29 protein-coding genes are annotated in these 22,247 nt (G+C 64.6%); 12 read left to right on the top strand and 17 right to left on the bottom strand.

Annotated features, from left to right (window positions below; translation table 11 throughout):
* Positions 1–322 precede the first annotated feature (322 nt).
* Positions 323–2,782 carry a PAS domain-containing protein gene (locus tag HZF05_RS11200; protein WP_160366116.1) on the top strand — a complete coding sequence of 820 codons (2,460 nt, stop codon included), beginning with the start codon at positions 323–325 and terminating at the stop codon, positions 2,780–2,782.
* A 304-nt stretch (positions 2,783–3,086) separates the two neighbouring features.
* The gene (locus HZF05_RS11195; protein WP_160366115.1) at positions 3,087–3,242 is read left to right on the top strand and encodes a hypothetical protein; all 156 of its coding nucleotides are present in this window, start codon (positions 3,087–3,089) and stop codon (positions 3,240–3,242) included.
* A gap of 89 nt (positions 3,243–3,331) precedes the next feature.
* Here the strand turns inward: HZF05_RS11195 and HZF05_RS11190 are convergent, their stop codons facing one another.
* The 5 genes from HZF05_RS11190 to HZF05_RS11170 form a co-directional block, all read right to left on the bottom strand.
* The gene (locus HZF05_RS11190) at positions 3,332–3,925 is read right to left on the bottom strand and encodes a zeta toxin family protein (protein ID WP_160366114.1); all 594 of its coding nucleotides are present in this window, start codon (positions 3,923–3,925) and stop codon (positions 3,332–3,334) included.
* The gene (locus HZF05_RS11185) at positions 3,922–4,161 is read right to left on the bottom strand and encodes a hypothetical protein (protein ID WP_160366113.1); all 240 of its coding nucleotides are present in this window, start codon (positions 4,159–4,161) and stop codon (positions 3,922–3,924) included. Before HZF05_RS11185 ends, HZF05_RS11190 begins: the two co-directional genes overlap by 4 nt.
* A gap of 261 nt (positions 4,162–4,422) precedes the next feature.
* The gene (locus tag HZF05_RS11180) at positions 4,423–4,698 is read right to left on the bottom strand and encodes a hypothetical protein (protein ID WP_160366112.1); all 276 of its coding nucleotides are present in this window, start codon (positions 4,696–4,698) and stop codon (positions 4,423–4,425) included.
* A 71-nt stretch (positions 4,699–4,769) separates the two neighbouring features.
* Positions 4,770–4,973 (bottom strand): hypothetical protein, encoded by a 204-nt coding sequence (locus HZF05_RS11175; protein WP_160366111.1) that lies wholly within the window; start codon positions 4,971–4,973, stop codon positions 4,770–4,772.
* A complete protein-coding gene (locus HZF05_RS11170) occupies positions 4,966–5,460 on the bottom strand; it encodes a hypothetical protein (protein WP_160366110.1) in 495 nt (164 codons plus the stop codon). The genes HZF05_RS11175 and HZF05_RS11170 overlap by 8 nt, the downstream gene beginning before the upstream one ends.
* A gap of 221 nt (positions 5,461–5,681) precedes the next feature.
* On the opposite strand from HZF05_RS11170, the gene HZF05_RS11165 reads away from it, so the two are divergent.
* Together HZF05_RS11165 and HZF05_RS11160 are read left to right on the top strand one after the other, a co-directional pair.
* A complete protein-coding gene (locus tag HZF05_RS11165) occupies positions 5,682–5,861 on the top strand; it encodes a hypothetical protein (protein ID WP_160366109.1) in 180 nt (59 codons plus the stop codon).
* On the top strand, positions 5,858–6,028 hold the full coding sequence (locus HZF05_RS11160) for a hypothetical protein (RefSeq protein ID WP_160366108.1): 171 nt from the start codon (positions 5,858–5,860) through the stop codon (positions 6,026–6,028). The genes HZF05_RS11165 and HZF05_RS11160 overlap by 4 nt, the downstream gene beginning before the upstream one ends.
* On the opposite strand, the gene HZF05_RS11155 is transcribed toward HZF05_RS11160, so the two are convergent.
* The 4 genes from HZF05_RS11155 to HZF05_RS11140 form a co-directional block, all read right to left on the bottom strand.
* Positions 6,029–6,247, bottom strand: coding sequence for a hypothetical protein (locus tag HZF05_RS11155; protein WP_181638846.1), 219 nt, complete (start codon positions 6,245–6,247; stop codon positions 6,029–6,031).
* A 53-nt stretch (positions 6,248–6,300) separates the two neighbouring features.
* Positions 6,301–6,639, bottom strand: coding sequence for a low affinity iron permease family protein (locus HZF05_RS11150; protein ID WP_160366106.1), 339 nt, complete (start codon positions 6,637–6,639; stop codon positions 6,301–6,303).
* Between the two features lie 137 nt (positions 6,640–6,776).
* Positions 6,777–7,604, bottom strand: a complete 828-nt coding sequence (xth, locus tag HZF05_RS11145) for an exodeoxyribonuclease III (protein WP_160366105.1) — start codon at positions 7,602–7,604, stop codon at positions 6,777–6,779.
* Positions 7,601–8,023, bottom strand: a complete 423-nt coding sequence (locus tag HZF05_RS11140; RefSeq protein ID WP_160366104.1) for a DUF1810 domain-containing protein — start codon at positions 8,021–8,023, stop codon at positions 7,601–7,603. The genes xth and HZF05_RS11140 overlap by 4 nt, the downstream gene beginning before the upstream one ends.
* An 81-nt stretch (positions 8,024–8,104) precedes the next feature.
* Here HZF05_RS11140 and dinB point away from each other — a divergent pair, with 81 nt between their 5' ends.
* The gene (gene dinB / locus HZF05_RS11135; RefSeq protein WP_160366103.1) at positions 8,105–9,199 is read left to right on the top strand and encodes a DNA polymerase IV; all 1,095 of its coding nucleotides are present in this window, start codon (positions 8,105–8,107) and stop codon (positions 9,197–9,199) included.
* Positions 9,200–9,256: 57 nt separating this feature from the next.
* On the top strand, positions 9,257–9,781 hold the full coding sequence (locus HZF05_RS11130; RefSeq protein WP_160366102.1) for an alpha-ketoglutarate-dependent dioxygenase AlkB: 525 nt from the start codon (positions 9,257–9,259) through the stop codon (positions 9,779–9,781).
* 28 nt (positions 9,782–9,809) lie between these two features.
* On the opposite strand, the gene HZF05_RS11125 is transcribed toward HZF05_RS11130, so the two are convergent.
* Complete coding sequence (locus tag HZF05_RS11125; RefSeq protein ID WP_160366101.1) at positions 9,810–10,295, bottom strand: DUF4142 domain-containing protein; 486 nt, start codon at positions 10,293–10,295, stop codon at positions 9,810–9,812.
* 130 nt (positions 10,296–10,425) lie between these two features.
* Positions 10,426–10,611: a hypothetical protein gene (locus tag HZF05_RS11120; protein WP_160366100.1), complete on the bottom strand. Its 186-nt coding sequence runs from the start codon at positions 10,609–10,611 to the stop codon at positions 10,426–10,428.
* Positions 10,612–10,697: 86 nt separating this feature from the next.
* Here HZF05_RS11120 and HZF05_RS22305 point away from each other — a divergent pair, with 86 nt between their 5' ends.
* Both HZF05_RS22305 and HZF05_RS11110 read left to right on the top strand, forming a co-directional pair.
* Positions 10,698–11,045 carry a hypothetical protein gene (locus HZF05_RS22305; RefSeq protein ID WP_160366099.1) on the top strand — a complete coding sequence of 116 codons (348 nt, stop codon included), beginning with the start codon at positions 10,698–10,700 and terminating at the stop codon, positions 11,043–11,045.
* A gap of 426 nt (positions 11,046–11,471) precedes the next feature.
* A complete protein-coding gene (locus HZF05_RS11110; RefSeq protein WP_343046875.1) occupies positions 11,472–11,864 on the top strand; it encodes a hypothetical protein in 393 nt (130 codons plus the stop codon).
* Between the two features lie 4 nt (positions 11,865–11,868).
* Here HZF05_RS11110 and HZF05_RS11105 read toward each other — a convergent pair whose 3' ends face one another.
* Positions 11,869–12,243, bottom strand: coding sequence for a hypothetical protein (locus HZF05_RS11105; RefSeq protein ID WP_160366098.1), 375 nt, complete (start codon positions 12,241–12,243; stop codon positions 11,869–11,871).
* Positions 12,244–12,669: 426 nt separating this feature from the next.
* On the opposite strand from HZF05_RS11105, the gene HZF05_RS21890 reads away from it, so the two are divergent.
* Positions 12,670–12,816, top strand: coding sequence for a hypothetical protein (locus HZF05_RS21890; RefSeq protein ID WP_246331888.1), 147 nt, complete (start codon positions 12,670–12,672; stop codon positions 12,814–12,816).
* The gene (locus tag HZF05_RS21885) at positions 12,792–12,968 is read left to right on the top strand and encodes a hypothetical protein (RefSeq protein WP_246331886.1); all 177 of its coding nucleotides are present in this window, start codon (positions 12,792–12,794) and stop codon (positions 12,966–12,968) included. The genes HZF05_RS21890 and HZF05_RS21885 overlap by 25 nt, the downstream gene beginning before the upstream one ends.
* 22 nt (positions 12,969–12,990) lie before the next feature.
* Here the strand turns inward: HZF05_RS21885 and HZF05_RS11095 are convergent, their stop codons facing one another.
* The 4 genes from HZF05_RS11095 to HZF05_RS11080 all read right to left on the bottom strand — a co-directional run bounded on the left by HZF05_RS11095 (position 12,991) and on the right by HZF05_RS11080 (position 16,228).
* Positions 12,991–13,224, bottom strand: coding sequence for a hypothetical protein (locus HZF05_RS11095; RefSeq protein ID WP_160366097.1), 234 nt, complete (start codon positions 13,222–13,224; stop codon positions 12,991–12,993).
* A 67-nt stretch (positions 13,225–13,291) separates the two neighbouring features.
* Complete coding sequence (locus HZF05_RS11090) at positions 13,292–14,482, bottom strand: DUF932 domain-containing protein (RefSeq protein WP_160366096.1); 1,191 nt, start codon at positions 14,480–14,482, stop codon at positions 13,292–13,294.
* Positions 14,483–14,815: 333 nt separating this feature from the next.
* Entirely contained in the window at positions 14,816–15,484 is a 669-nt protein-coding gene (locus tag HZF05_RS11085; RefSeq protein ID WP_160366095.1) for a hypothetical protein, read from the bottom strand.
* Positions 15,485–15,532: 48 nt separating this feature from the next.
* Entirely contained in the window at positions 15,533–16,228 is a 696-nt protein-coding gene (locus tag HZF05_RS11080; RefSeq protein WP_160366185.1) for a hypothetical protein, read from the bottom strand.
* Between the two features lie 225 nt (positions 16,229–16,453).
* Here HZF05_RS11080 and HZF05_RS11075 point away from each other — a divergent pair, with 225 nt between their 5' ends.
* Both HZF05_RS11075 and HZF05_RS11070 read left to right on the top strand, forming a co-directional pair.
* Complete coding sequence (locus HZF05_RS11075; protein WP_160366094.1) at positions 16,454–17,239, top strand: Ros/MucR family transcriptional regulator; 786 nt, start codon at positions 16,454–16,456, stop codon at positions 17,237–17,239.
* A 102-nt stretch (positions 17,240–17,341) separates the two neighbouring features.
* Complete coding sequence (locus HZF05_RS11070) at positions 17,342–17,698, top strand: hypothetical protein (RefSeq protein ID WP_160366093.1); 357 nt, start codon at positions 17,342–17,344, stop codon at positions 17,696–17,698.
* A gap of 213 nt (positions 17,699–17,911) precedes the next feature.
* Here HZF05_RS11070 and HZF05_RS11065 read toward each other — a convergent pair whose 3' ends face one another.
* Complete coding sequence (locus HZF05_RS11065) at positions 17,912–22,186, bottom strand: strawberry notch family protein (protein WP_160366092.1); 4,275 nt, start codon at positions 22,184–22,186, stop codon at positions 17,912–17,914.
* Positions 22,187–22,247: the final 61 nt, after the last annotated feature.

Here is a 22,247-nt window from a genome sequence, read left to right as displayed (position 1 = left end):
TGAAGCCGTTCGATGACCTCGAAGACAACCATTGGCAACCGGGCACAAGAAAGACAGCGACATGCGCAAATCAATTAGACAACTTTGCGGTCGGACAGCTTCCGGCACCGAAATGGGTTAGACCGCCATTCCATCGCCCACGAAAAGGCGGCGACGTGTCTCGGCTGACGTCAATCTCGTGGACTCTTGTAAACGACGCGATCCTTGCATCGATAGGCAACCATATCGGCTCTGCACGGTATCAAAACGATCTAGGTGATGGCCGTGGCACCGAAGTCGAAATCAGGAGTTGTCGACGGGTGGCCGCGTGCTTCGGGGATTGATGAACGACACCGCTTCCGAAGCGCTTAAGGCGATATTCCCCGGCGAGACCGAAATGGCGCACCTGATGCGTGCGACCGATTGGTCGGCAACGCCGCTGGGCCACCCAGCCGGTTGGCCAGATGCCCTGAAGATCCCTCTACGCATGTTGCTGACATCACGGTTCGAGATGTGGCTCGGCTGGGGGCCGGATCTCTCGTTTTTCTACAACGATGCCTACATTCCTACACTCGGGGTCAAGCACCCCGCGGCGCTAGGCCGGCCGTTCCGGGACGTGTGGTCCGAAGTCTACGAAGAGGTGAAGGATCAGGTGGCAAGTGTCGCTGCCGGCGGATCGACCTGGAACGATGCACTTCTGCTCCTACTGGAGCGCAGCGGCTTTCCCGAAGAGACCTATCACAGCTTCTCCTACAGCCCGCTCCACGATTCCAACGGGACGGTTGCCGGCCTCCTGTGCGTCGTGAGCGAAGAGACCGAACGCGTCATCACCGAGCGCCGCATGGCGATGTTGCGTTTGCTCGGCGCCCGCTTCGTGGAATCGCTAGACGTCGACTCCATCAAGACCTCGATCTGCGCGACGTTGTCGGCAAACCGGCGAGATTTTCCGTTCGCCCTCATGCGACTGGGAGATGCTGGGACCACCGAGTTTTGGGCCTGCACGGAAGATGCCTCGCACCTGGCCGTCTTTCCCTGGGCTGGGAGCGATAACCCTGGAAGCAAGATCCAACTGCCTTCGGATCTTCGCTTGCCATCCGGTCCCTGGGAGAAGCCGCCGAGCGAGGCGCTCGTCATCCAGATTCCGGGGGCTGCGGGCGCGCCTGCGGCCGGCACACTGGTCCTCGCGCTGAACCCCTACCGCCGCGACGAAGACCTTTCCGGCTTCGCCGAACTCATCGCAGCCCAAATCAGTGGGGCCATCGCGAACGTCCGTACTCTCGAGACCGAGCGTCGCCGTGCGGAACGCATCTGGAAACATGCTCGCGATCTCATGATCGTCGTCGATGCGGATGGCGTTATCCGATCGGCGAGCCCGGCCTGGACTCGGATCTTGGGTCATCCGGTCGAGGACGTAGTCGGGCAGAACTTGGACCGTTTCGTCTTGGCCGACGATATGGCCGACACGCATTCGGCTCTCGATCAGGCGGTCTCTGGCGCAGACGTGACGGGGTTCGAGAATCGCTACGTCACCGCGGGTGGAGATGCGCGCTGGATCTCCTGGCATACATCTCAGGAAGACGGCCTCGTCTACGCTTACGGGCGCGACGTGACCGAGCAGAAGGCCGCGTCAGATGCGCTGGCTTCGGCCGAGAATGCGCTGCGCCAGTCTCAAAAGATGGAGGCAGTGGGCCAGCTCACCGGCGGTATCGCGCACGACTTTAATAACCTGCTGACCGGCATCATCGGCTCGCTCGAGATGATGCAGCGTAAATCCGCGCAGGGACGCACGGCGGACGTCGATCGCTACGCGGCAGCCGCAACGACATCGGCCAATCGCGCCGCAGCGCTGACCCAGCGACTGCTCGCCTTCTCACGACGCCAGTCGCTGGACCCGAAGCGCGTCGATGCTAACCAGCTCGTGCGTGGTATGGAGGAACTGCTTCGCAGATCGATCGGCGAGGCAGTCGAACTGGAATGCGTCGCGTCGGGTGGTCTGTGGCCCACGCGGTGCGACCCCAACCAACTCGAGAGCGCCATCCTCAATCTGTCCATCAACGCTCGCGATGCGATGCCGACGGGGGGGCGCCTGACGATCGAGACGGGGAACGCTTCGATCGATGAAGGTTACGCCCGTCGCAACAGCTTCGCCACGCCAGGCCAATATGTGACGATTTCGGTCACGGATACCGGCACCGGCATGACACCCGAGGTCGTGTCCAAGGCGTTCGACCCCTTCTTCACGACCAAGCCGATAGGCCAGGGAACGGGTCTTGGCCTTTCGATGATCTACGGCTTCGCACGCCAGTCGGGTGGCTTCGTGAACATCTACAGCGAGGTCGGCCTCGGCAGCACGATCCGCATTTATCTGCCCCGTGACCGCGGGAGTGACCCCGACGAAGAGGTCGAGGACGAACCCGGCGAGCTCGTTCGCTCCGAAGACGGGGACATCGTCCTGGTCGTCGAGGACGAGGAGGCGGTCCGCGCCTTGATCGTCGACGTCCTGCAGGAGCTTGGCTATCGCACCATGGAGGCGGTGGACGGGCCTTCGGGGCTCGAGATTCTGCAGTCCGAAAAGAAGATCGACCTTCTCGTGACCGACGTTGGTCTACCGGGCTTGAACGGCCGCCAGCTTGCCGACGCTGCCCGGGTGTCGCGGCCAGAACTGAAGATCCTTTTCGTAACCGGCTACGCGCACAACGCCGCCGTTGGTAATGGTCTGCTCGAGCCCGGCATGGAGATCATCACCAAGCCCTTCACGATCGATAAGCTCGCAAGCCGAGTTCGCATGATCGTCGAGGGATAGCCTCGCAAAATGAACCCAACTGAGCCGAGACCGACCAGCGAGCGACGCGCTAATCGGCACCAAGTAGTCGGAAACGGCAGCTTGGCGAGCAGCAGCGAACATCCGCTGCCGGGACGGCAAGCGCCACGCAGCTTGATATCGGCGTTCGGTCTAACTCCTTATTGCCCATGAGGCGACGACCTTCGGCACTCGGGCAATGAGTTGCCGGGACCAAATGACTGACTTGATCTAGGTTATTGAATGCTTCGCGGAGATCACCAAAAAATCGCTTCTAGCTGGGGGAAGGCAGCTTGAGGCGGTTGCAATGAACGAAGATGATCTCGATTATTTCATCCGACGCGCGAACGAAGAGCGTCAACGTGCCGATCAATGTTCCGATCCGGCGGTCGCTCAAATCCATCGCGAACTCGCGGCGCACTACGAGAATGCCTTGGCATCCTTGCACCAGGATCGCGACTAAACCGTTAACAACTAGGAAACGCCGTCCGCTTCTTGGCAGCGTGATGCAGATCGAGAACGACGACAAGTGATCGAGAGCTGACTCCGCGTCTAATCTGAATACCGGAAGCGTCTCGACACCGCCGCTTCGAACCAGGCAGGTCTGTGGTCATCGATAAAGCTGACGATCCCGTTCTCGACCTGAAGCAGCAGCCGGCGTTCCAAGCCGCTATTGTCGAACACGAGCGAACTATCGGCGATTTCCATCGCTCGGGCGAGCCGGCGTAACGAGTCGGGGTGCCTTCGCAACACTGCGTCTTGCGGCACGTCGTGCCCACCCTCGACGACACGCTCGTCGATCCTTGCGCGGGAAAGCTCGGGAGTATCGATACCCACATACGCGAGGCTGATGTGATAGCCGGTGGCCTTTGCCTTCCTCATGAAAGTGAGCGCGCTGCTACCGGAGAGCGTCGTCTCGATACTGAGGCTTTCGCGGCGTGACACCATCGCGTTGCGACGTTCGACCGCAAGGCGCCCAGCGCGCAAGGCATCGATCCCGCCGCTGGCCGGATCCAGCTCGTGAGCAATCTCGTCGGCGTTGACGTAGGGGATGTCGCCCCTGAGCATGTCGTTGAAGAGGGTGGTCTTTCCCGCCCCGTTCGGGCCAGCGAAGACCCAAAGGATCGGCGGTGATTCCTCGTTCACCGGGCCGTGCTCGCCCCCGGCATTTCGAGATCGATCTTCACGATCTCCGTGCGGCCATCGGGATGCTTGCGGATCACGTATCCGTTTGGCGTGTCGCTGTTCCTGTAGGCGACGGTGCGGCCACGGGCGAGCATGGCCGAAGCGGCAGCTGCGCTTGGCTTCCGGGCACGCCGCTTGAACTCTTCGTCCAGCGCCTGGGGCGTCGAAGCGCTGTCGATTCCGTAATGCGCATTCATCTCAACACCCTTCGCTGTTCACAGATCCGCCATAGCAGCACGTGCTGCCCCGGGTGAAGTCTGTCGGCAAGACCGGTGCGGACATGCTGCCGGGACACGAAAACAATCGCGACCGAACGAAAGCAGTTTGTATTGTCGCATGCCCTCCGTAGCGAGGTGTCTTACCGCCGGCCGAAGAAGGGAAGGCCACCGGTCGGGTGAAGAATTTCGATCCGAAGCCCGAGCGCGGACCCGACGCAACAACCTTAGCAAACGCGCGTGTCATGCCGCCAGCACGACACAGCGCCGATCCAGGAAACGGGAGATCCCGCTCGATCGGTCGCCATCATCATCATCATCATGGCCATCCACGCCAACAGTTAGCCGGGCCCAGGTCTCCAGCGAGAAACGAGAAGCCGGAACGAGACAGTCCCCGTCACCGGCCGGAACCGGCTGCAGGCTGCCGGGCGCGAGGCTGGCTTCGGGATCGAATTCGAGGATGGTGGCGAGTTCATATTCGCGCGAACTCAGGCGAACGAGGCGGTCGTCGAGACGCACGCCAGGAGACGCCCCGGCGGTCGCCAGGACGTTGGTTGTTGCAGGCATGGGATGTCCTTTCGCTGGGAAAGTCAGGCGATCAGGGCGAGAATCCGTTCATGGGGTCGCGGTGCGAGATGGGTGACGCGGAACGGCTGGAGCGGATTGCCGGTCCCGACGACGAGGCGACAGGAATCGCCCGCTCGCCGTTGCTGGATCGCGACGGCATAGGCGTGGTCGAACGACGCCAGCACCGCGCGCACCGGTGACAAGGCCGCTGGCGGCCCCTCATCCATCACTGTCGCCTCCCGTTGCCTGCCCTCCCGCCACGGGCGGGTCGGAACCGACGATGACGAGCGGCCCGACGTCGAGCATGGCGGGACCGACATAATTGTAGATCGCCGACATGCTGCCGAGATCGCGGATTTCGTCGATGCTGAGCATGACCGTGCCGGCATCGTCGGATGCGAATGTGCGAACATCGCCGTCGCCGGTGAACACGACCATGTTGGTGTCCCACGAGCCAGGGCACGCATCCGAGCGCCGGACATAATGGAGGCCATGGTCGCGGCAAAAGGCTTCGACGGCGTCAAAGCTCGCGCCTGCGACCCCCGTCGCCGCGCCGTAAAGCGAGAAACCCGAAATGATATCCGTTTCGTCGAGCGGACGATCGCCATAGTCGACGCAGAGGCGATCGGCCCCGATGGCCGCGATCAGGTCATCGACGTGGATGTGGCTGAGCGTTCCGCCCAGCACGATGGATGCAGACGCACGATCTGCCATGATGTGTCTCCTGGATCAGATGGATCGGACCGCCGTCCGGCGATCACCACCGCGTCCCTCCCCTTCCCTCCTGCACGCCGTCGGGCCGTGTCCCCGCGTGCGACGGAAGAACGCACCGCTGGCGCGCTGCCATTGGGACAGCCCGTTTCAGTTCGGCCGCGAAACATGGGGACCTTTAGAGACCCGCCGTTCGCTCTTGGGCCAATCGGAGGATGCCGACGATGAGCATGAGATGGGATCGTCCTCGGGATAACAGTCTGGGGGCATTGTCGACGCTGGGCGATGCGTTGCGCCGCGGTTTGTCGGTTGGCCCGCCGATCGAAAACCCGGATCTGGATGACCTGATGGACCAGCTTCGCCAGGTCGCGGGTTTCGGTCCGGTCGAGACCGCAAAACGATGAGGATCACCAACCGGCGTGGCTGCCTCGCCCTCCTGGTCGTCGTTCTCGCCGTTATTATTATCGGCCTGGGAATGATGTGGCTCAACCGCCAGCCGAGGGTGACTCCGGCGTCGGCGGGGGGATCGATGCAGGAGCGACTGACGCCGCGCACCAACCCGCCGCACTGATCATCGCGGCTGGTCGGCACCTCGTCGAATGGCATCGACGAGGACGACGACGTCATCGTTTTCGTAGGCGAACGGCGCGACCCGACGGTCGGGAAGCGAGATAGCAAATCGGTGCCATTCGGACGGCGGTCGCGCGGCGATGCGATTGACCATCTGCCGTAGAGTCCCCTCGGCGGCGATTTCTCGGCCACCAGGCGCCTCGACCAGAAGAACCGCCATGTCGTTCCAGGGAATGCTCTTCAATTCTCCAGCTGTGTGTGGTTCGGCGACACCTAGTCGCTGGGATCCCGACCGGCTCGAATTTCCTCGATCTCGGCTTCCGTCTTGCTCTCAATCCCGGCCACTTCATCGCGCGCGCCGCGCTTCGACAGGATGAGTTCGTCGATCTTGAGCTGCAGGGCCAGTTCGCGGCGTCGTTGCTGGTTGAGCACCATCTGGGTCAGCACGAAGCTGCCGATCGATACGCCGGACGCGAGCGCTGTCTCGCTGCCGCCCAGCGCCCACCAGGCGACGCACAGGATGAGCACGCCGAGCTGCGCGGCCGGATGGCCGGCGGCGTCCGCAATGAGGTTCGAGACGTGCCGCGTGGCCCGGTAGACCGGCTTGATCATCGCGAGCTCTCATCGCTCGCAGCGTCAAGAATCAGGCGGAGGCCTTCGCTGGTTCTACCGGCGCCGAGCGTCGCACGCCCCTCAGGCTTGCCGTCGTCGATGTCCCGTTGGTGACCGATCCTCGACAGATCCATGCGCTACGCCTCGTTTCGAGGCGTCGCTCCAGACCGACGCCTGCGGGTTCGAACGGGCGTATCGGCCAGTTCGATCCAGACGGGGGCATGGTCACTGCTTTTCTCCCATCCGCGCACCTCGCGATCGACGTCGGCGGCAGCGAGACGCGGCGCGAGCGCGGGGCTCAGCAACAGATGATCGATCCGCAGGCCGGCATTGCGCGCGTAGGCATTCCGGAAATAATCCCAGAAAGTGTAGATCGTCTCGTCGGGATGGATTGTGCGCACGGCGTCGGTCCAGCCCTGGCCAAGCAGCCGGGCATAAGCCTCGCGCACCTGCGGCGAGAACAGCGCGTCGCCCTGCCAGCGTTCGGGCTTGTAGACGTCCTGCTCGGTCGGCATCACGTTGAAGTCGCCGGCGACGACGATGGGTATGCCGGTTGCGATCAGGTCGGCAGTGTGGGCGATCAGGCGGTCGAACCAGCCCAGCTTGTAGTCGAATTTGGGCCCGGGACGCGGATTGCCGTTCGGCAGATAGAGGCAGGCGACGAGCATTCCGTTGACCGCTGCCTCGATATAACGGCTCTGCACGTCCTCGTCGTCGCCCGGCAGGGCGCGCCGTGTCTCAACCGGCGTGCCGACCCGGCTCAGAATCGCGACGCCGTTCCAGCTTTTCTGGCCGTGCCAGATCGCCTCGTAGCCGGCGTCCCCGATGGCCTTCGCCGGGAAGCGCTCGTCCGGCGCCTTCAACTCCTGGAGACAGACGATGTCTGGTTGGGCTTCGGCGAGCCAGCGCAACAGCACGCCAAGCCTGCCGTTGACGCCGTTGACGTTGTAGGTCGCGACCCTCACAGGCGCGCCACGGTGGCAGGGTCCTCGACGCCATCGAACCAGCGACCCAGCGCCGCCCTGAACAGGCCGCCTCCCTCGTCATCGGCATGCGCGAACAGGGTCAGGCACGAGCGCAACTTCATCGCATCGACGTCGCCGAATACGCGGTGCGCGTCCGGGTCGGGCAGTTGTCTAAGGGCAGCGGTGATTTCGCGCAGCCGACCACCAAGGACGGGATGCGCGAGATATGCCCTGGCTTCGCCGAGGCCCGAAATCGCGAAACTCCGGGCCATCGGGCTGTGTCCAAGTCCTGCGATCTGTGGAAAGACGTACCACATCCAGTGGCTGCTTTTGGCTCCGTCTCGGACCTCGGTGAGCGCGCGGGCATAGGTCTCGCGCTGCGCGCGCACGAAGCGGTCGAGATCGAACGGATCGGCCATAAGGCGGCAACGCGCGAGCGGGACCGAAGAAGCGGCACGAGCCGTGTTCCCATTTTGTTCGGATAATATTATGATGCGGGCATGCCAGAGTCGGCCGAGCGCAAGATCATCCACGTCGACATGGACGCCTTCTTCGCGTCGGTCGAACAGCGTGACAATCCGGCCTTGCGCGGAAAGCCTGTGGCGGTCGGCTATGCCGCGGCGCGCGGCGTGGTTGCAGCGGCGAGCTACGAGGCGCGCACTTTCGGGGTGCGCTCGGCGCTGCCTTCGGTCACGGCCTTGCGCCGCTGTCCCGACCTCATCTTCGTGCCGCCCCGGTTCGATGTCTACAAGGCGGTGTCGGCGCAGATCCACATGATCTTCGCGGACTATACCGATCTCATCCAGCCGCTCTCGCTCGAGGAGGCCTATCTCGACGTGACCGCCGACCGGCGTGGCCTTGCAACCGCCTGGGCGACGGCGAAGCATATCCGCGCCCGCATCCTGGAGGAGACAGGGCTGACCGCGTCTGCCGGCATCTCCTACAACAAGTTCCTGGCCAAGCTCGCGTCGGACCAGCGCAAGCCCAATGGCCAGTTCGCGGTGACGCCCGACATGGGTGCGGCCTGGGTCGAGACGCTGCCGGTATCCCGCTTCCATGGCGTCGGGCCGGTGACGGCCGCCAAGATGAGCCAGCTCGGGATCGATAGCGGGGCGGACTTGAGGGCAAAGCCGCTCGATTTCCTGCGCGAGCATTTCGGCAGCTCGGCCGAATGGTATTGGCATATCGCGCGCGGGATCGACGAACGGCCGGTCAACCCCAATCGCGAACGCAAATCGTCGGGGTCCGAGACCACCTTCGACCGGGATCTGCTTGTCGACGGCGAGATCGAGGCGGGCGTGCTCTCCCAGGCCGATGACGTGTGGACCTGGTGCGAGCGCGCCCAGGCGTTCGGCCGGACGGTGACGGTGAAGGTCAAATACGGCGACTTCCAGCAGATCACCCGCAGCCGCAGCTTCCCGACGCTCGTCGACAGCCAGGCTGCGTTACGCGAGGCTAGCCGCGCGCTGATCCGCTCGGTCCTGCCGACGCCAAAGGGCATCCGCCTGGTCGGCGTGACCGTATCCAATTTCGAGAAGCAGCCTGGCCGGGTCGGGGACGCCCTCCCCCTCTTTGCCGAGGCCGTGGGAGCCTGACCGATACTAGACCTGTTCGACGCGCCGATCCTCCCGGGCCTGGCATCCTGGCCGGACATGGTCAGCGAAGTGGAAGAACGCGCCTTGGTCGCCGCGATCGATGCGACCAACCTCACCCCTTTCCGGTTCCAGCAATGGACCGGCAAGCGCCTCACCAGCTCGTTTGGCTATCATTATGATTTCGAGACGCAGCAGGTCGCGCGCGCTGATCCGATACCATCCTGGCTCCTGGCGATCCGTGAGCGGATGGCGACGCAGGCCGGGCTCGATCCTTCGCTGTTCGTCCAGGTCCTGCTGATCCGCTACGATCCCGGCGCCGGCATCGGCTGGCACCGCGATCGGCCGATCTACGAGCATGTTCTCGGGCTCTCGCTCGGAGCTGCTGCCGAGATGCGTTTCCGTCGCCGCAAGCCAGCGGGCGGTTTCGAGCGGGCGACGATGCCGCTCGCGCCGCGCGCCGCCTATCATCTGTCGGGCGAGGCCCGGCACGCTTGGGAGCACAGCATCGCGGACATGGCTGAGCGTCGCTGGTCGATCACCCTGCGGTCGCCGTCGCGCCGCTGGCCGATCGACCAGTCCTGATCACCCAGATCTTATCACCCAGATCCGATCACATCGTCGAGAGCATCGCCTGGTGCTTCTGGACGACCGGAGCGATCTTGCCTGCCGTCATCTTGAGATGGCGGGCGGTACCGTTCGCCGCATAGTCCTGCATCAGGGCCAGCGCATCATCATGTGCCGCTTTCTGTTGCTTCACGTAAAGATCGTCGCGGGTCTTGCCGTTGGGAACAGCCTTCAGCGCCGTCAGGTCGGTGCGCTGGCCGACCGTGAGCGAGGGCTTCGACAGGCGGACATGGTCGGCGCGCGCGGCGGACTGGACGAGCCGCGTGCTCTTGGCGTGATCGGTGATCATCTGGGTCGCGAACGCGCTGATCGCGTGGTTCTTCGATGTCGCCATCAGCTTAGCCGAATCGATCTCGAACGTATCCGAGGCGCCCGCCTTACCGACGAACTCCTTGGGTGTGGGCGTATCCGCGATCGCCGCGGTTGACGTCATGGCGGCCAACAAGGTGGCGCCGAGCAGGAAAGCTTTCATGGATATTCTCCTCGAATTTCGGACGGGAGCCCGGCGTTGCACTGCCACTGGGCATCCGCGAAACCGCCGCCGGACGAATGTCCGACGGCGGTTTCTGCAGCGATCGTCACCCTAGCGGGTGACGTCGGGATTATTTGCTGGCGTCGCCGGTACCAGGCTCGTTGAGCTTCGGCGCCTTGCCATCTTCGACCCGGCCTTCGTTGCGCAGTTCGCGACCCTCCTGGGCCTTCTTCTGGCTCTCGGGCGATTTGCCATGCTCGTGCAGCTCTTCCTTCACGTAGCCGGCGACTTCCTTGACTTTGCCTTCGACGCTCATGCTGCTCTCCATATTGGGCAGGCCGTATAGCCTTGCAGCATCAACCGTGGTGCTTCGGCGCAGTTCCGGTCTCGCGGAATATCTCCATGGTTTTCCGGCCCTTTTACAATCCAGATCAAGATACGGGGCAAGAGGACGGTCAGTATCGAAATGCCGCCTCGCCGAACCGGCGGACGCTAGGCGCGCCACTTCTGGAGCGCTGCCGTATATCGGTCGCGAACTTTCGTGAGCGCGGCTTCCAGCTTCGCGATATTGGCCTCATGCGCGGCCTCTGCAGCGCGGCGCTCCTGCTGGAGCTGCTTCTCACGATCCCGAAGATCTGCGACCCTGCGCGCGTGCTCGGCCTCGGCTTGCTCGATCGCCCGTTCGGCTTCATCGAGTTTTACCCTGCTAGGCCGGGGCGCCTTGCGCTTTGGCGCCGCCTTCGGCGGTGACGCACGTGCGGGCTTCGCCTCGCTCGCCGACAAAAGCGGCGATCGCCGGGGCGCCGCGGTGGTTCTTCGACCACCATGGAGTGCCCGTGGCGGTGGCCCCTCATCCTCGTCTGGGGGCGTCGTGCGGCGCTTCGCCCTCGGACGATCCCTGGGCAGAGCTAACATCTGTTCGTCCGCGGTGCCCCGGAGCTTGCGGACGACGACACCAGGCTGTTCGAGCGGCTCGCGGGTCAGCGCCTCGTCGCTCACTGTCTCGGCGACGCCCCCTTGCGAAGAGATCGGCATCCGCCCCCCATGCGTCCAGGGCGGCCTTCTGGCTCGGTGCGGCGACATAGGCGTCATGGAAGCCGATCGGCGTCCGATAGACCTTGAGCTTTTGTTTGCGTGCCATGTCGGGTGGAACACGAAAGCAGCGGGATCGGTCGCATGGACCGGGGCGGCAGGCAGGCGCGTTCTGGGCGCATGATCGGCGCGCAAACAACCCTTGGCGAGCAGTTGGCCGGGAACCATCCGGTGACGCCCGACGGCCGGTACTTCGTCGTCCGCGGCCGGCTGTGGCGGATGGCGGATCCGCGGCTGAGCCCGGCCAGGCGTGCCTCGCTAGTCGCAGAGTTGATGGCCGCGCGGCGCGACGTGGGCACGGCGCTCCGAGCGGCGGACAAGAAGAGGTTGCGGGCGGCGAGAGCCAGGGTCGACGAGACCAAACGTGCGCTTGGCGAGCGCGGGCCTGTCTGGTGGTCGGACGATGCGCCCGACCTCAACCGACACATGGTGCGCAACACGCCTTATGCAGACTGGTTCGGCGGCCTTGACCCGTAAACGCTCAGGCGAGGTCAACCAGTCGCAGATGACGACCGGCACCGCCCTCGGCCGGCATGATGGTGAACCAGGCCGCAGGTGGGATCTCGTTCCCATCGGTATCGAATGCCGGCGGGATCGGCGGACAGAGTTCGTCCGCGCGGATCGTCATTTCGCCTCCGCCATACCATTTCAGCGCAACGGCTTTCGCGCGTACGCTGTCCATGATGCGCCACCAGTCATGCGCCGAGAGGTCAGTGGGCGCAGCATGGCCCGCGACCATGTCCATCGCCGCCAAAGCGCAGGGCTCGAGCCCGATGGTCCAGCGCGCCGCACCGACCCTGGCCACGAAGCGGGTGGTAGCCTGTTGTTCAGAAAGATCGCGAAGTACGGTCGCCATGGCAGCAAAACTGGTGAGCGCTCCCTGCGATCCCCCGCAACACCTTCAGGCCAAAAGATTTTTTTCGAAAGCTCCGATCGGCCAGCAAAGAGCCCCTCGCGCAACGAGATCGGGCACCGGGACTTCCATTCCGGGCGATCGTCCCCATCTCATGCTGCAGGTTCAACAGCATGGAAGGAGGTGATCGGATGTCTCATTGTCTCACGCCGCACGGCGGAAACTCGGGTCCGGTTCGCTCCCACGGAGCGACCGGCGCCTGAGGCATCGTCGCGGTCGCCGGTTCGTTGGAGCGAGCCGCAGGACCGCGATCGAACGACAGGCCGCCGCGGCGGCTGAACAATGGCGGGGCCGCCCCTGACGAGGGGCGGCCCTTCTTTTTGGCCATGATGCGATGACAGCGACACCGGGCTGTGCGAGGGCAAGAACATGGCCCGGGATCCCAAGTTCGCGCTCGAGGTGATGATCGCCTATCTCCGGCTCGCGACCCGCGACGGGGGCCTGCCTCTCGATACGCCGAGCGGTCGCGCCTACACGCGGACCTGCGCGATATGGTCGAGCGAGGCGATCTGGTGATGCTGCGCGCGGCACGAGCCAGCAACCGCCCCGACATATTGCACGCAACCCCGCAGGGCATCGATCGGCTGGCCAGCGTGCTCGAACGCTATGGGGAGGATTTCGGGCCGATCTCGGTGCTGGGCCATGTCGAGAATGTTCGCGGCCGCTAGGCGGCAAGGCCGGGACGATCGCCTAGCCTGGAAACGAGCTGCGATCATAAAGGTCGAGTTGCACGCCCAGTGCCGCCGCCTCGCCATAGGTCAGATCGCGATGATCGTCCGCGACCATGCTGGTCGCCATCTCGATCACCGGGTGCACCGAGATGACCGCGCCCGACGGCAGTTCGAACAGGTTGGACATGCCCGGCACCAGGCAGGTTCCGTCTGGCACTTCGACGCGCCCGTGGATTTCGAAGTCGATATGCATGAGCAGGCTCCCTCTTGGGGCGAAGAAGGTTGACCGTCGCCGCCCGCCGACGGCGACGGCCGAATGGTCAGCCGACCTTCTGCAGCAGGGTGTGGGCCTTGCCTTCGAGCTCGATGCGCTTGTCCTGGTTGGACCTGGTCCGGGCGACCGCGGTGATGCCCTGAACGAAGTCGAAGATCGATTCGGGTGGCCGCCCTTCCTCGGCGAGCACCGTCTCGATCACTCTGCCGGCCTCGGCCTTGGAGAAACCGCGCTTCTGGAGGAAGGCCTGCCGATCCTCGTCCTTGCGCGCGACGATCTGTTCACGCGCCGCCTGGATGCCGCGCACGAAGCCGAGCGCCGAGGAGTCGGCATAATGTTCGAGCGCCGGCTCGGCCTCGTGGGCGAAGCGGTGGGCGGCGAACTTGGAATGGCGGATGCTGATCTCCTGGAAATCCTCCATGCCCCACAAGCAGCGATTCTGGCAGACCGCGCGCAGGAAGAAGGTCGCGATCCCCATCGTCTTGGCGCCGACTTCCGAATTCCAGACGTAGAAGCCGCGGAAAAAGAGGTCGGGATCACCATTGGGAAGGCGGCCAGCCTCGATCGGGTGGGTATCGTCGACCAGGAACAGGAAGATGTCGCGATCCGACGCGTAGAGCGTGGTCGTATCGCGACTGATGTCGACGAACGGATTGTAGTTCATGGTGCGCCAGTCGAGCACGCCCGGCACCTTCCAGCGCGTGTCGCCGGTGCCGTTTCCGGCGATCTTCATGACCGCCGCGACGATGTCATGATCCCAGATCCGGCCATAATCGGGGCCGGTGACCGCACGCAGCTCGGAACGGCCGTCCTGGGTCTGGAGCAGCTTCACATGCTCGGCCGGATGGCTGAGCAGCCCGTGCTGGAGATTGATCCCGGCGAGCGCTGCCGGGAGGTCCTTGAGGTAGGATGACGGCGCGCGCACCAATGAGCACATCTGGCTGAACGACCAGTGGGTCGGCGTCACCGCCTCATCGGTGTCCGGCAGGATCAGCGCCAGCTTCTCCGGATTGTCGCTGCGCGCCTCTACCCGGACCGCCTTGCTCTCGACGATGCGCGTCGTCGAGCGCTCCGAGCGCCGGGCGACGCTGGCGTGCAGGTCGGTGAGCGAGAGAAAGCGCTCGTCGTCGGGCCGCGAGAACCATTCCGACGATACGCGTCCGCTCATCGATCCGCGGCTGACGTCGACCTTGAACGGCGACGACACCGCGGGGGCTGCGGGGGCAGTGGCAAGCATGGCAGGTCTCCGAAGGTTTGAGCGTCACGACCAACCTGTCGCGACACTCCTCCCCACCCCCTCCCCACCAAGCCGGGCGCGGCATCCCGGAGGCCCAGTCATTTCCATGCCGCCGTGCAGCAACGATTGGAGCGTTCATGGGTCTGCGGACCCTGTATAATCGGTCCAGTCGCAGTCGCCCGAGCCAGCAGAGATATGGCCGCAGGAGGAGAGAGGATGCGCCTTACGGCACCCCTCCGGCGGCTGCGGCGACACGATTGCACAGATGTTACGTCAACGTGTTGCGGTTGCAGTTGCGCTAATGCCTTCGCAGGTGCACAACAAACTCGCCTTTCAGGCATCCTCTCCTAAAACTTCAGGGCCACCTCCGGGTGGTCTTTTTTTTGCTTGGTGCGGACCCGGGTCGTCCGGCGCCCGCGCCGTGACCGACCAATCGCCATAATAGACGCCATCGTAGAGAATGAGGTCGGCCGCGACATCGAGGTGCCAGTCGCAGAGCGGCGCTTTCGCGTTGGCGAGACCGCGAGAGCGCCAGTCGGAGATCACATCAGGGAAGAAGCGCTCCATGACTTGCGATGATGCCGCGAACTTGACGTCGCACAGGTAGGTCACATGCACGAAGGCAAGCGGCCCGATCACTGGCCCCTCGCTTCCCCGTTCCTCCAGGTCTGCCTCGGGATCACGCCGGCCGTGAAAAAGTCGCAGATAGACGCAAGCCGGTGCCGGCACAGTCTGCTCCGGACACGCGGGCGGCTCTTCGACGAGGGAATATTGGAATGTCCTCGATCCCAGCCGGCGCACGACCTCGAGTGCCGCCTCGGGCGTCCTACAATCTTCGAGCGCGAAGCGGGCCGCCACCTCGTCCGAGAGGATCCCGGCATAGAAGAAGCTTGCGAGGACGCCGTTCGACAGTATGCAGCGCACACGGTGGTCTTCACCCCTCGTGATATAGGTGATGTTGCGATGCGCGTCGGCGCACCGGATGCGAATTCGTCCGGGCATGGCCGGTCTCCTGAAAAGGCGATGAGGATGTCGCGATCGCGCCGCGCCTCAGGCGGCGCGGAGCCATTCGTAGAGCAGGTGAGCATCCGGCTCGCGGTCATGCCCGACCCCGATGCGCACCTGGCGACCATCGCAGGCGAAGGCGGCGGGGCGCGGAAAGCTCAAATAGCTCGGCCCTTCGAGGATCAGGTCGGCGGAGCGCACGGCGATGACCTTGCGCGTGCTGCCGAGCGCGCGATGCCCTGAAGGCGCCGCGACGAGCTTGAGCTGGTCACCCGGCTGGATGCGCCGTTTGAAGGCAGCAAGCGGCACGATAGGTTCGACGATGTTTGTCATGCCTTTGCGACGGGCGAGTGCATTCCAATAGGCGCGACCGATCCGAACTTCCGAGTAAAAGGAGCAGGACATGAAGTCCTGGAGAATATTGGAGCGGGTGAAGCCGAAGCGCTCGACCTGATCGCGCAGCATCAGTTCGAACGTCCGGCGCGCTTCGGGATCGGAAAGATCGGCAGGGGCATCGAGCGCCTCGACAATCAGCTTGCGCCCGCCCGCAAAACTCTCGCCGCTGACCGAGAAGGACGCACCTGCGACGCTCGCCTCCAGATGGCTGCGCACACATGACGCGAGAGCTGCCAGTGACAGTCCAGGCTGCTGAAGGTCACCCTGATATTCGAAATTTCCACGCTCATCGTGCTCGATTTGACTGTAGAGGCGCGGTGCAACCGGTGCTTGGCAATCGGCCATCGGACGTTCCTTTGTTGGTGCTGCGAGACGACCAGTCGCCTCGCCGCTCCCCACTTCCTCCCCTCCTGTCTTGTCCGCAGGCTGATTGGATTTGCTCGGGGACACGCTGCGAACACGCATCGTTTTCAGGGGTTGAAGTCACAGTCCGATTGTTTACGACTGCACAACCTCCACGGATTAGATGCCTTCTTCGCTCGCCGGTGCGGGCTCATATGGAGTAAAATGATGGCGGACGCCGATCAGTCCAATCTGACCAATCTCACGGTCGATCTCTTGAGCGCTTATGTTGCCAACAACACTGTCGAGCACAGCGCCATTCCAGATCTGATCAAGTCTACGCACGCGGCTCTGAAAATTATCGACTCCCCCGAGCCGCCCTCTCCCGAAGAGCCCGAATACAAGCCCGCCGTCAGCATCCGCCAGAGCCTGAAGTCGCCGGACAAGATCATCAGCCTGATCGACGGAAAGCCCTATCAGACATTGAAGCGCCACCTGAATGGCCACAATCTCACGCCCGCCGAATATCGCGCACGATATGGCCTGCCGAAGGATTACCCGATGGTGGCGCCTGCCTATTCGGAGGCGCGTCGCGAGATCGCAAAGAAGCTTGGTCTCGGCAACCGCGGGAAGGGTGCACAGGCGAAGGCAGCGGCGCCAGTGGAGAGCAAGACAACGGAAGTAGCCTCGCCGAAGCCCGCAGCAGCGGCACCGAAAGCCAAGGTACCGACAAAGCCGAAGGCAGCGAAGAGCGCCCCCGCGAAAGCGGAGGTGACCGCTCCATCGAAGGCGAAGTCCGCTCCCGCGCCGAAGGCAGGCGCAAAGCCGAAGGCTCCGGCCAAGGCAGCACCCAAACCAAAGCCGGTCGAGGCGCCGGCGAGCGCTGCATCGTCCACGCCTGCGCCGAAGGCTCGCAAGGCCCAGGCTCCCAAGGCGAAACCTGCGGCAGCGCCCGCTGCGGCGAAGCCGTCGCGCGCCAAGCGCGCCGCGAAGCCGGCCGAACCGGCAACCTGATCGGATTGTGAGCGATGAGGCCTCGGCGACAGGCGCGCCAGAGTTTCATCGCTCATGATCCCGCAAGCACGTCGGGTTTCTGCCCAGAGACGCGACCGTCTTATGAACGCACCGAACGACCGCCAGCTTGAAATCGCCGAGGCGGCTGTTGCTTCGACCCTGACTGCGGTTGCCAAGCAGCATGGTGTCACTGTCGAGCGGGTTCGACAGATAGCTCTCAAAGTCGCCCGTTACCGGGAATGGCATGCCATTCACCTTGCGGAGCTGGCCCTGCCGCTTGGCGAGAGGCGGGTGGAATATATGGGTTTCCCCGCTCCGGTGCGGAACGCCCTTCTCTGGGAGGGTATCGAGACCGGCGAACAGCTCGCCGCGCTGGACCGCAAGACAGTTCTGTACACGCCACATGCCGGGCGGGCGACGTGGCGCGAGATCGAGAAATACCTCCGCGAAAATCCCTGAAGGGTCGTGCCGGCCGGGACGTCTCAAGTCGCCCCGGTCGGCTCTGGCCCAGGCGTTGCTTTCGGCCGCCGGGGTTGCTCACTGTATAAGACTGTACTTCGGAGCAGGTCAATTCTCAGCGCAAGCTCGTCGCCCTGCAGCGGGGCGATAGCAAACAAGATATTTTGCTCCCGGCCGTGCATGCCCCTGACGGTTGGTCGGGAGAAGACAAGCTCAAGTCGTGGTCGCCTCGATCATTGCGAGAATATCGCTCGCGCGGTCAATCGGGAGGAAGAGCCGCGTGCGGAACACGATGATTTCGGTGAAACAGCCGATCGACTTCAGCCAGGACAGGCGATCGACCGGAAATCCCCTGATCTCCAGACGGCGTTGATCGTTCAATCGGACCTCAAGCAGTCGCGCGCCGTCGAGGCCGCGAAGCGCCACGCCGCTGCCTTGCGACGCCGCCGCGATCGTCTCCTCCGGCGAGAGTTTTGCGTCAGAGCTGATCCCGAAAAGGTCGAGAAGCTTAGGCACGCTGCTGTGGGGAACGATCCGGGCGAGCAGATCCTGACCCCGCGGTGTTCCGAGACGCCAGACCCGGACGTCGTCATCCGGCAGGCTCGACCAGACCGGGAGAAGCAGGCCGGTGACGACATGGACGGTCTCGATTTCGAGCCGCCTGGCTGCCTCAGCGGCCTGCTCCGTCCACACAGAAGCGAACCGCTGCTCGTCAATGACGGTCCAGTGCGATGTGGCGAGACTCGCGAGCGCAACCCTCTGGTTTCCGGTCGGGCGGATCAAACGCACCATCGGGACCATATGGCCGTCGGGGTCGGTCACCGGCCAGGACGAGACCTGCAGGGCGACCTGGCCCGAACGGGTGTTGTGCAAACGGACGAGTCCGACCTCATCGCCCCACACGCCCGTCAACCGGTCATAGCTCGTGACATGGGGACGCAATTCCAGTTCCAGGCGCTGCAACCGTGTCGATGCTCCGGTCCTAGGGTCGGTCCGCAGCAGATGATCCTCCAGCACCTCGATGCTTTCCGCCATGATCATCTCGACCCCGACATCGAGGGTGCCGGCGTCGCGCGCTGCATCGACGCGGGCCTGGATCAGCCCGAGATATTCATCGAAGATGGCGTTCTGAGTAGCGATGCGTAGCGCGAGGATGCGGTTGAGCCAGCGCTGGATCGGCGGCAGCCGTTCGAGCAGCATCCCGCTCTCCTTGTCGATCAGCTTGAGGCCCGTGGCGGCCATGAAATCGGTGAGCGTGGTGCTGGCGAGCTTGCCTGCCGCGAGCAGATGATACCAGCGGTTGAGCGCTTCTTTGGCATAGTCGCTCTCGAGATTGTCGGCCGGGTCGAAAAGATTCTGCCCGCCCGTCTGGCGCTGCCCGCGCGTCAGCGCGCCCAGGCTGTCGAGACGTCGCGCGATCGTCGAGATGAAGCGCCGCTCGCCCTTGCAGTCTGTCGTCACCGGACGAAACACCGGGGCGGTCAGCTGATTGGTTCGGTGCGTGCGGCCGAGCCCCTGGATCGCGGCGGCGGCCCGCCAGCCGGGTTCGAGCAGGAAGTGGATGCGCCGGCGCATGGCGGAGCCGGCATCGCGATCGGCATGATAAGAGCGCCCGGTCCCGCCGGCGTCGCTGAACGCCAGGATCGACTTTCGCCCATCCATAAAGGCGCTGGCCTCGGCCAGATTGGCGGAAGCGCTGCGGCGTTCGAGCACCTGCTCGCCCTTCGATCCCGGCACGATGCGTCGGGATCGGCCAGTGACCTCGGCGACCATATCCTTGCCGAAATGGGCGATCAGCGCGTCAAGCGCGGTCGGGATCGGCGGAAGCGCGCAAAGCTGTTCGACTAGGTCATCGCGCATGCGGACCGCCTGTTCGCAGATGACCATGTCGCCCTGCTCGTCGAGCATCAGTTCGGAACGGGTGGTGCCGGCGGCGTCCTTGAACACGCGCATCTGCCGGATCGGGAAAGCGGCGCGAAGGTAGTCGATCATATATTCGCGCGGGGACAGTTCGAGGTCGAGGTTCGCCCGGTCTTCCGGGCCGAGTTCGGCGAGGCGCCGGTCGAGCACCGCCTCGGCCGTGGTCACGAGCTGGACGACGGCCGAATGTCCTGCCGCCACTTCGTCCGTGATCGCCTGGATCAGCGACGGGATCTTCATTGCGACCAGAAGTTGCGAGAAGAAGCGCTGCTTGGCCGACTCGAACCGGGATAGAGCTGCCCCCAGCGCCTGCCCGTTCAGCGTGTCCCCATTCATGCGATCGACGATATTCGCGGCGCGCAGCGCCTCGTCCAGATTCGCGTGGATGGTCGCCCAGCCGTCCGCATAGATGTCGTAAAGCGCGATCTGCTCTGCGGTCAGCCGATGCTCGAGCCGCTCATATTCGACGCCTTTGAAACTCAGCGCCCGGGCGAGATAGAGGCCCATGGCCTTCAGATCGCGCGCGACGATCTCCATCGCCGCGATGCCGCCCGCCGTCATCGCCGCCATGAACGTCTCGCGGGTGCCGAAGGCGGTCTCGGGTCCCCAGAGACCGAGACGCGAGGCGTAGCAGAGGTTCGACGGATCGGTGGCGCCGGTGGCCGAAACGTACAGGATGCGCGCCCGCGGCAGCGCGTTCTGCAGGCGGACGCCGGCCAGCCCCTGGTCCGAGCCGCGGGCCGAGCCGAATTCGGTCTCGGTGCCGGCGGCATTGGCCATGGCATGCGCCTCGTCGAACACGATCATGCCGTCATGGTCGGGGCCGAGCCATTCGAGGATCTGCTGCAAACGCGACCGGGTATCGTGGCGCTGCGATCGGAGCGTCGCGTAGGTCAGGAACAATATGCCGCTCGCCATCGTGATCGGCTGCCCGAACGGGAAAGCGTCGAGCGGCTGGATGTCGATGGCGAGACCGCCGAGCGCGCTCCAGTCGCGGCGTGCATCCTCGACGAGGGCGGCGCTCTTCGAGATCCAGACGGCGCGCCTGCGTCCCCGGCACCATTGGTCCATGATGCAGGCGGCAACCTCGCGGCCCTTACCGACGCCCGTGCCGTCGCCGATAAAGAACCCGGCGCGGTAGGCATCGCCGTCCGCCGATTCGGTAAGCATGTCGCCGGCGTAGTTGGGCTGGAAGCGGCCGGGAAGATCGCGCTCGAAGGCGTCACCGGCGAGGATGACCGCCTCCAGTTGGGCCTCCGAAAGCGCGTCGAAGGCGCGACGCGGCAGGCTTGGCCGGTAGGTGGGCGCCGCTGGCGGCACCGACGCCATCGCGATCGACTCCACCAGTCGGTCCGGGTGCGGACGGGCACCGGCAATGTCGATCCGCGCGAGGCGCCACGGGACATAGATGCCGACCGGCTCACCCAGTGGAGCGATGTCGTCGCGGGTCGAATAGGCGACCGACACCACCTCGTCGTCCGGCAGAATGCGGCGTGGTGCCGCAAGGGCGCGGCGCTCTGTCCCGGCGAGCAGCCCGCCCCCACGTTGCTGGAGGGAAGCTCTGGCCGCAGTGGTCGGCGGCGGCGGCGAGGATGGTCCGAGCGGCAGGCGTTCGGGAAGATCCAGTACCCGCGCTAGTGCGTCATCGATGCCGCCGAAGACGAAGCGCAGGGTCTCGCCGGTCCAGCCCTTGTCGAAAACGACGAGGCGCACGTCGATCGACGTGCCGTGCTTGGCGTAAGGTCGGCCCTGAATATCGATCTCGACCCTGGGCCGCGCGACCTCGCAGACGGACGCGTAGCCCGACGCACCGGTGCCGTTCGCGGCGAAGCCCGGCGACATGATCGCCACACAGCGTCCCCCGGGCATGAGAGGTTCGAGCGCGGAGCGGAGATGGCGAGCTCCCGCGTGCCGGTCCCGTCCCCGCCCTTCACTGCGTCCGAACGGCGGGTTGATCAGGACGACCGTCGGGGTCGGCGCGCCCGCCATGTGTACGGCGATATATTCAGCGTCGTGTCGGGTGACGGCAGTGCCGAGCAGGCGCGAGAGCAAGGCGGCGCGGTCCGGGTCGCGCTCGTTGAGCTGGCAGGTCGCGCCGGCGCGTGCCGCATGAGCGGCCAGCATGCCGGTTCCGGCCGAAGGCTCCAGCACGATATCGTCGGCGGTGATCCTGGCCGCCTGCGCTGCAAGCCACGCCAGGCTGATCGGGGTGCTGAACTGCTGGAGATCGACCTGGCGTTCCGTGCGATAGCTCTGGGTGGGCAGGCTCCTCTCGATACCGCGAAGATGGCCAAAGGCCTCCGCATCATCGGAGGCCAGCGCAGGCCAATCGGGGTCACGCACCAGCATCACCTGGGCAGCTTCGAGCGCGTCATAGGCCTGGCGCATCGACCAGGCCCCCTCGGCATCGGACCCGCCGAACGCCCTGGTCATCAAGCGCGCGAGCGTCTTGCGGCTGATCGGGCAGCCGACGCGGAGCAGGCCGGCAATCTCGCGAGCCACGTCCAGCAGGGGAGAAGGTGCATCCGTCGATGCGGCGGCGTCGAAGGCGAGCATGGGCTGGGTCATCAGGAGCGCTTTCGCTTGAGCAGCGAGAGGCGGACGCCGGGGACCAGCGCCCACGCTTTCG

It is taken from the genome of Sphingomonas chungangi (assembly GCF_013778325.1).
GTDB lineage: Bacteria > Pseudomonadota > Alphaproteobacteria > Sphingomonadales > Sphingomonadaceae > Solisphingomonas > Solisphingomonas chungangi.
The sequence above is the reverse complement of the archived record's forward strand: the minus strand, read 5'-3'. Positions and strand labels throughout refer to the sequence as shown.

What these genes read in the sequence shown, in the direction of transcription:
- HZF05_RS11070 (WP_160366093.1), top strand. Translation starts at nt 17,342, where the DNA reads ATGAACGCACCGAACGACCGCCAGCTTGAAATCGCCGAGGCGGCTGTT.
- HZF05_RS11200 (WP_160366116.1), top strand. Translation starts at nt 323, where the DNA reads ATGAACGACACCGCTTCCGAAGCGCTTAAGGCGATATTCCCCGGCGAG.
- HZF05_RS11160 (WP_160366108.1), top strand. Translation starts at nt 5,858, where the DNA reads ATGAGGATCACCAACCGGCGTGGCTGCCTCGCCCTCCTGGTCGTCGTT.
- HZF05_RS22305 (WP_160366099.1), top strand. Translation starts at nt 10,698, where the DNA reads ATGGTTTTCCGGCCCTTTTACAATCCAGATCAAGATACGGGGCAAGAG.
- HZF05_RS21890 (WP_246331888.1), top strand. Translation starts at nt 12,670, where the DNA reads ATGGCCCGGGATCCCAAGTTCGCGCTCGAGGTGATGATCGCCTATCTC.
- HZF05_RS11150 (WP_160366106.1), bottom strand. Translation starts at nt 6,639, where the DNA reads ATGATCAAGCCGGTCTACCGGGCCACGCGGCACGTCTCGAACCTCATT.
- HZF05_RS11185 (WP_160366113.1), bottom strand. Translation starts at nt 4,161, where the DNA reads ATGAATGCGCATTACGGAATCGACAGCGCTTCGACGCCCCAGGCGCTG.
- HZF05_RS11195 (WP_160366115.1), top strand. Translation starts at nt 3,087, where the DNA reads ATGAACGAAGATGATCTCGATTATTTCATCCGACGCGCGAACGAAGAG.
- HZF05_RS11075 (WP_160366094.1), top strand. Translation starts at nt 16,454, where the DNA reads ATGGCGGACGCCGATCAGTCCAATCTGACCAATCTCACGGTCGATCTC.
- HZF05_RS11080 (WP_160366185.1), bottom strand. Translation starts at nt 16,228, where the DNA reads ATGGCCGATTGCCAAGCACCGGTTGCACCGCGCCTCTACAGTCAAATC.
- dinB (WP_160366103.1), top strand. Translation starts at nt 8,105, where the DNA reads ATGCCAGAGTCGGCCGAGCGCAAGATCATCCACGTCGACATGGACGCC.
- HZF05_RS11170 (WP_160366110.1), bottom strand. Translation starts at nt 5,460, where the DNA reads ATGGCAGATCGTGCGTCTGCATCCATCGTGCTGGGCGGAACGCTCAGC.
- HZF05_RS11090 (WP_160366096.1), bottom strand. Translation starts at nt 14,482, where the DNA reads ATGCTTGCCACTGCCCCCGCAGCCCCCGCGGTGTCGTCGCCGTTCAAG.
- HZF05_RS11155 (WP_181638846.1), bottom strand. Translation starts at nt 6,247, where the DNA reads ATGGCGGTTCTTCTGGTCGAGGCGCCTGGTGGCCGAGAAATCGCCGCC.
- HZF05_RS11105 (WP_160366098.1), bottom strand. Translation starts at nt 12,243, where the DNA reads ATGGCGACCGTACTTCGCGATCTTTCTGAACAACAGGCTACCACCCGC.
- HZF05_RS11085 (WP_160366095.1), bottom strand. Translation starts at nt 15,484, where the DNA reads ATGCCCGGACGAATTCGCATCCGGTGCGCCGACGCGCATCGCAACATC.
- HZF05_RS11125 (WP_160366101.1), bottom strand. Translation starts at nt 10,295, where the DNA reads ATGAAAGCTTTCCTGCTCGGCGCCACCTTGTTGGCCGCCATGACGTCA.
- HZF05_RS11175 (WP_160366111.1), bottom strand. Translation starts at nt 4,973, where the DNA reads ATGGATGAGGGGCCGCCAGCGGCCTTGTCACCGGTGCGCGCGGTGCTG.
- HZF05_RS11130 (WP_160366102.1), top strand. Translation starts at nt 9,257, where the DNA reads ATGGTCAGCGAAGTGGAAGAACGCGCCTTGGTCGCCGCGATCGATGCG.
- HZF05_RS21885 (WP_246331886.1), top strand. Translation starts at nt 12,792, where the DNA reads ATGGTCGAGCGAGGCGATCTGGTGATGCTGCGCGCGGCACGAGCCAGC.
- HZF05_RS11165 (WP_160366109.1), top strand. Translation starts at nt 5,682, where the DNA reads ATGAGCATGAGATGGGATCGTCCTCGGGATAACAGTCTGGGGGCATTG.
- HZF05_RS11110 (WP_343046875.1), top strand. Translation starts at nt 11,472, where the DNA reads ATGGACCGGGGCGGCAGGCAGGCGCGTTCTGGGCGCATGATCGGCGCG.
- HZF05_RS11120 (WP_160366100.1), bottom strand. Translation starts at nt 10,611, where the DNA reads ATGAGCGTCGAAGGCAAAGTCAAGGAAGTCGCCGGCTACGTGAAGGAA.
- HZF05_RS11095 (WP_160366097.1), bottom strand. Translation starts at nt 13,224, where the DNA reads ATGCATATCGACTTCGAAATCCACGGGCGCGTCGAAGTGCCAGACGGA.
- HZF05_RS11065 (WP_160366092.1), bottom strand. Translation starts at nt 22,186, where the DNA reads ATGACCCAGCCCATGCTCGCCTTCGACGCCGCCGCATCGACGGATGCA.
- HZF05_RS11140 (WP_160366104.1), bottom strand. Translation starts at nt 8,023, where the DNA reads ATGGCCGATCCGTTCGATCTCGACCGCTTCGTGCGCGCGCAGCGCGAG.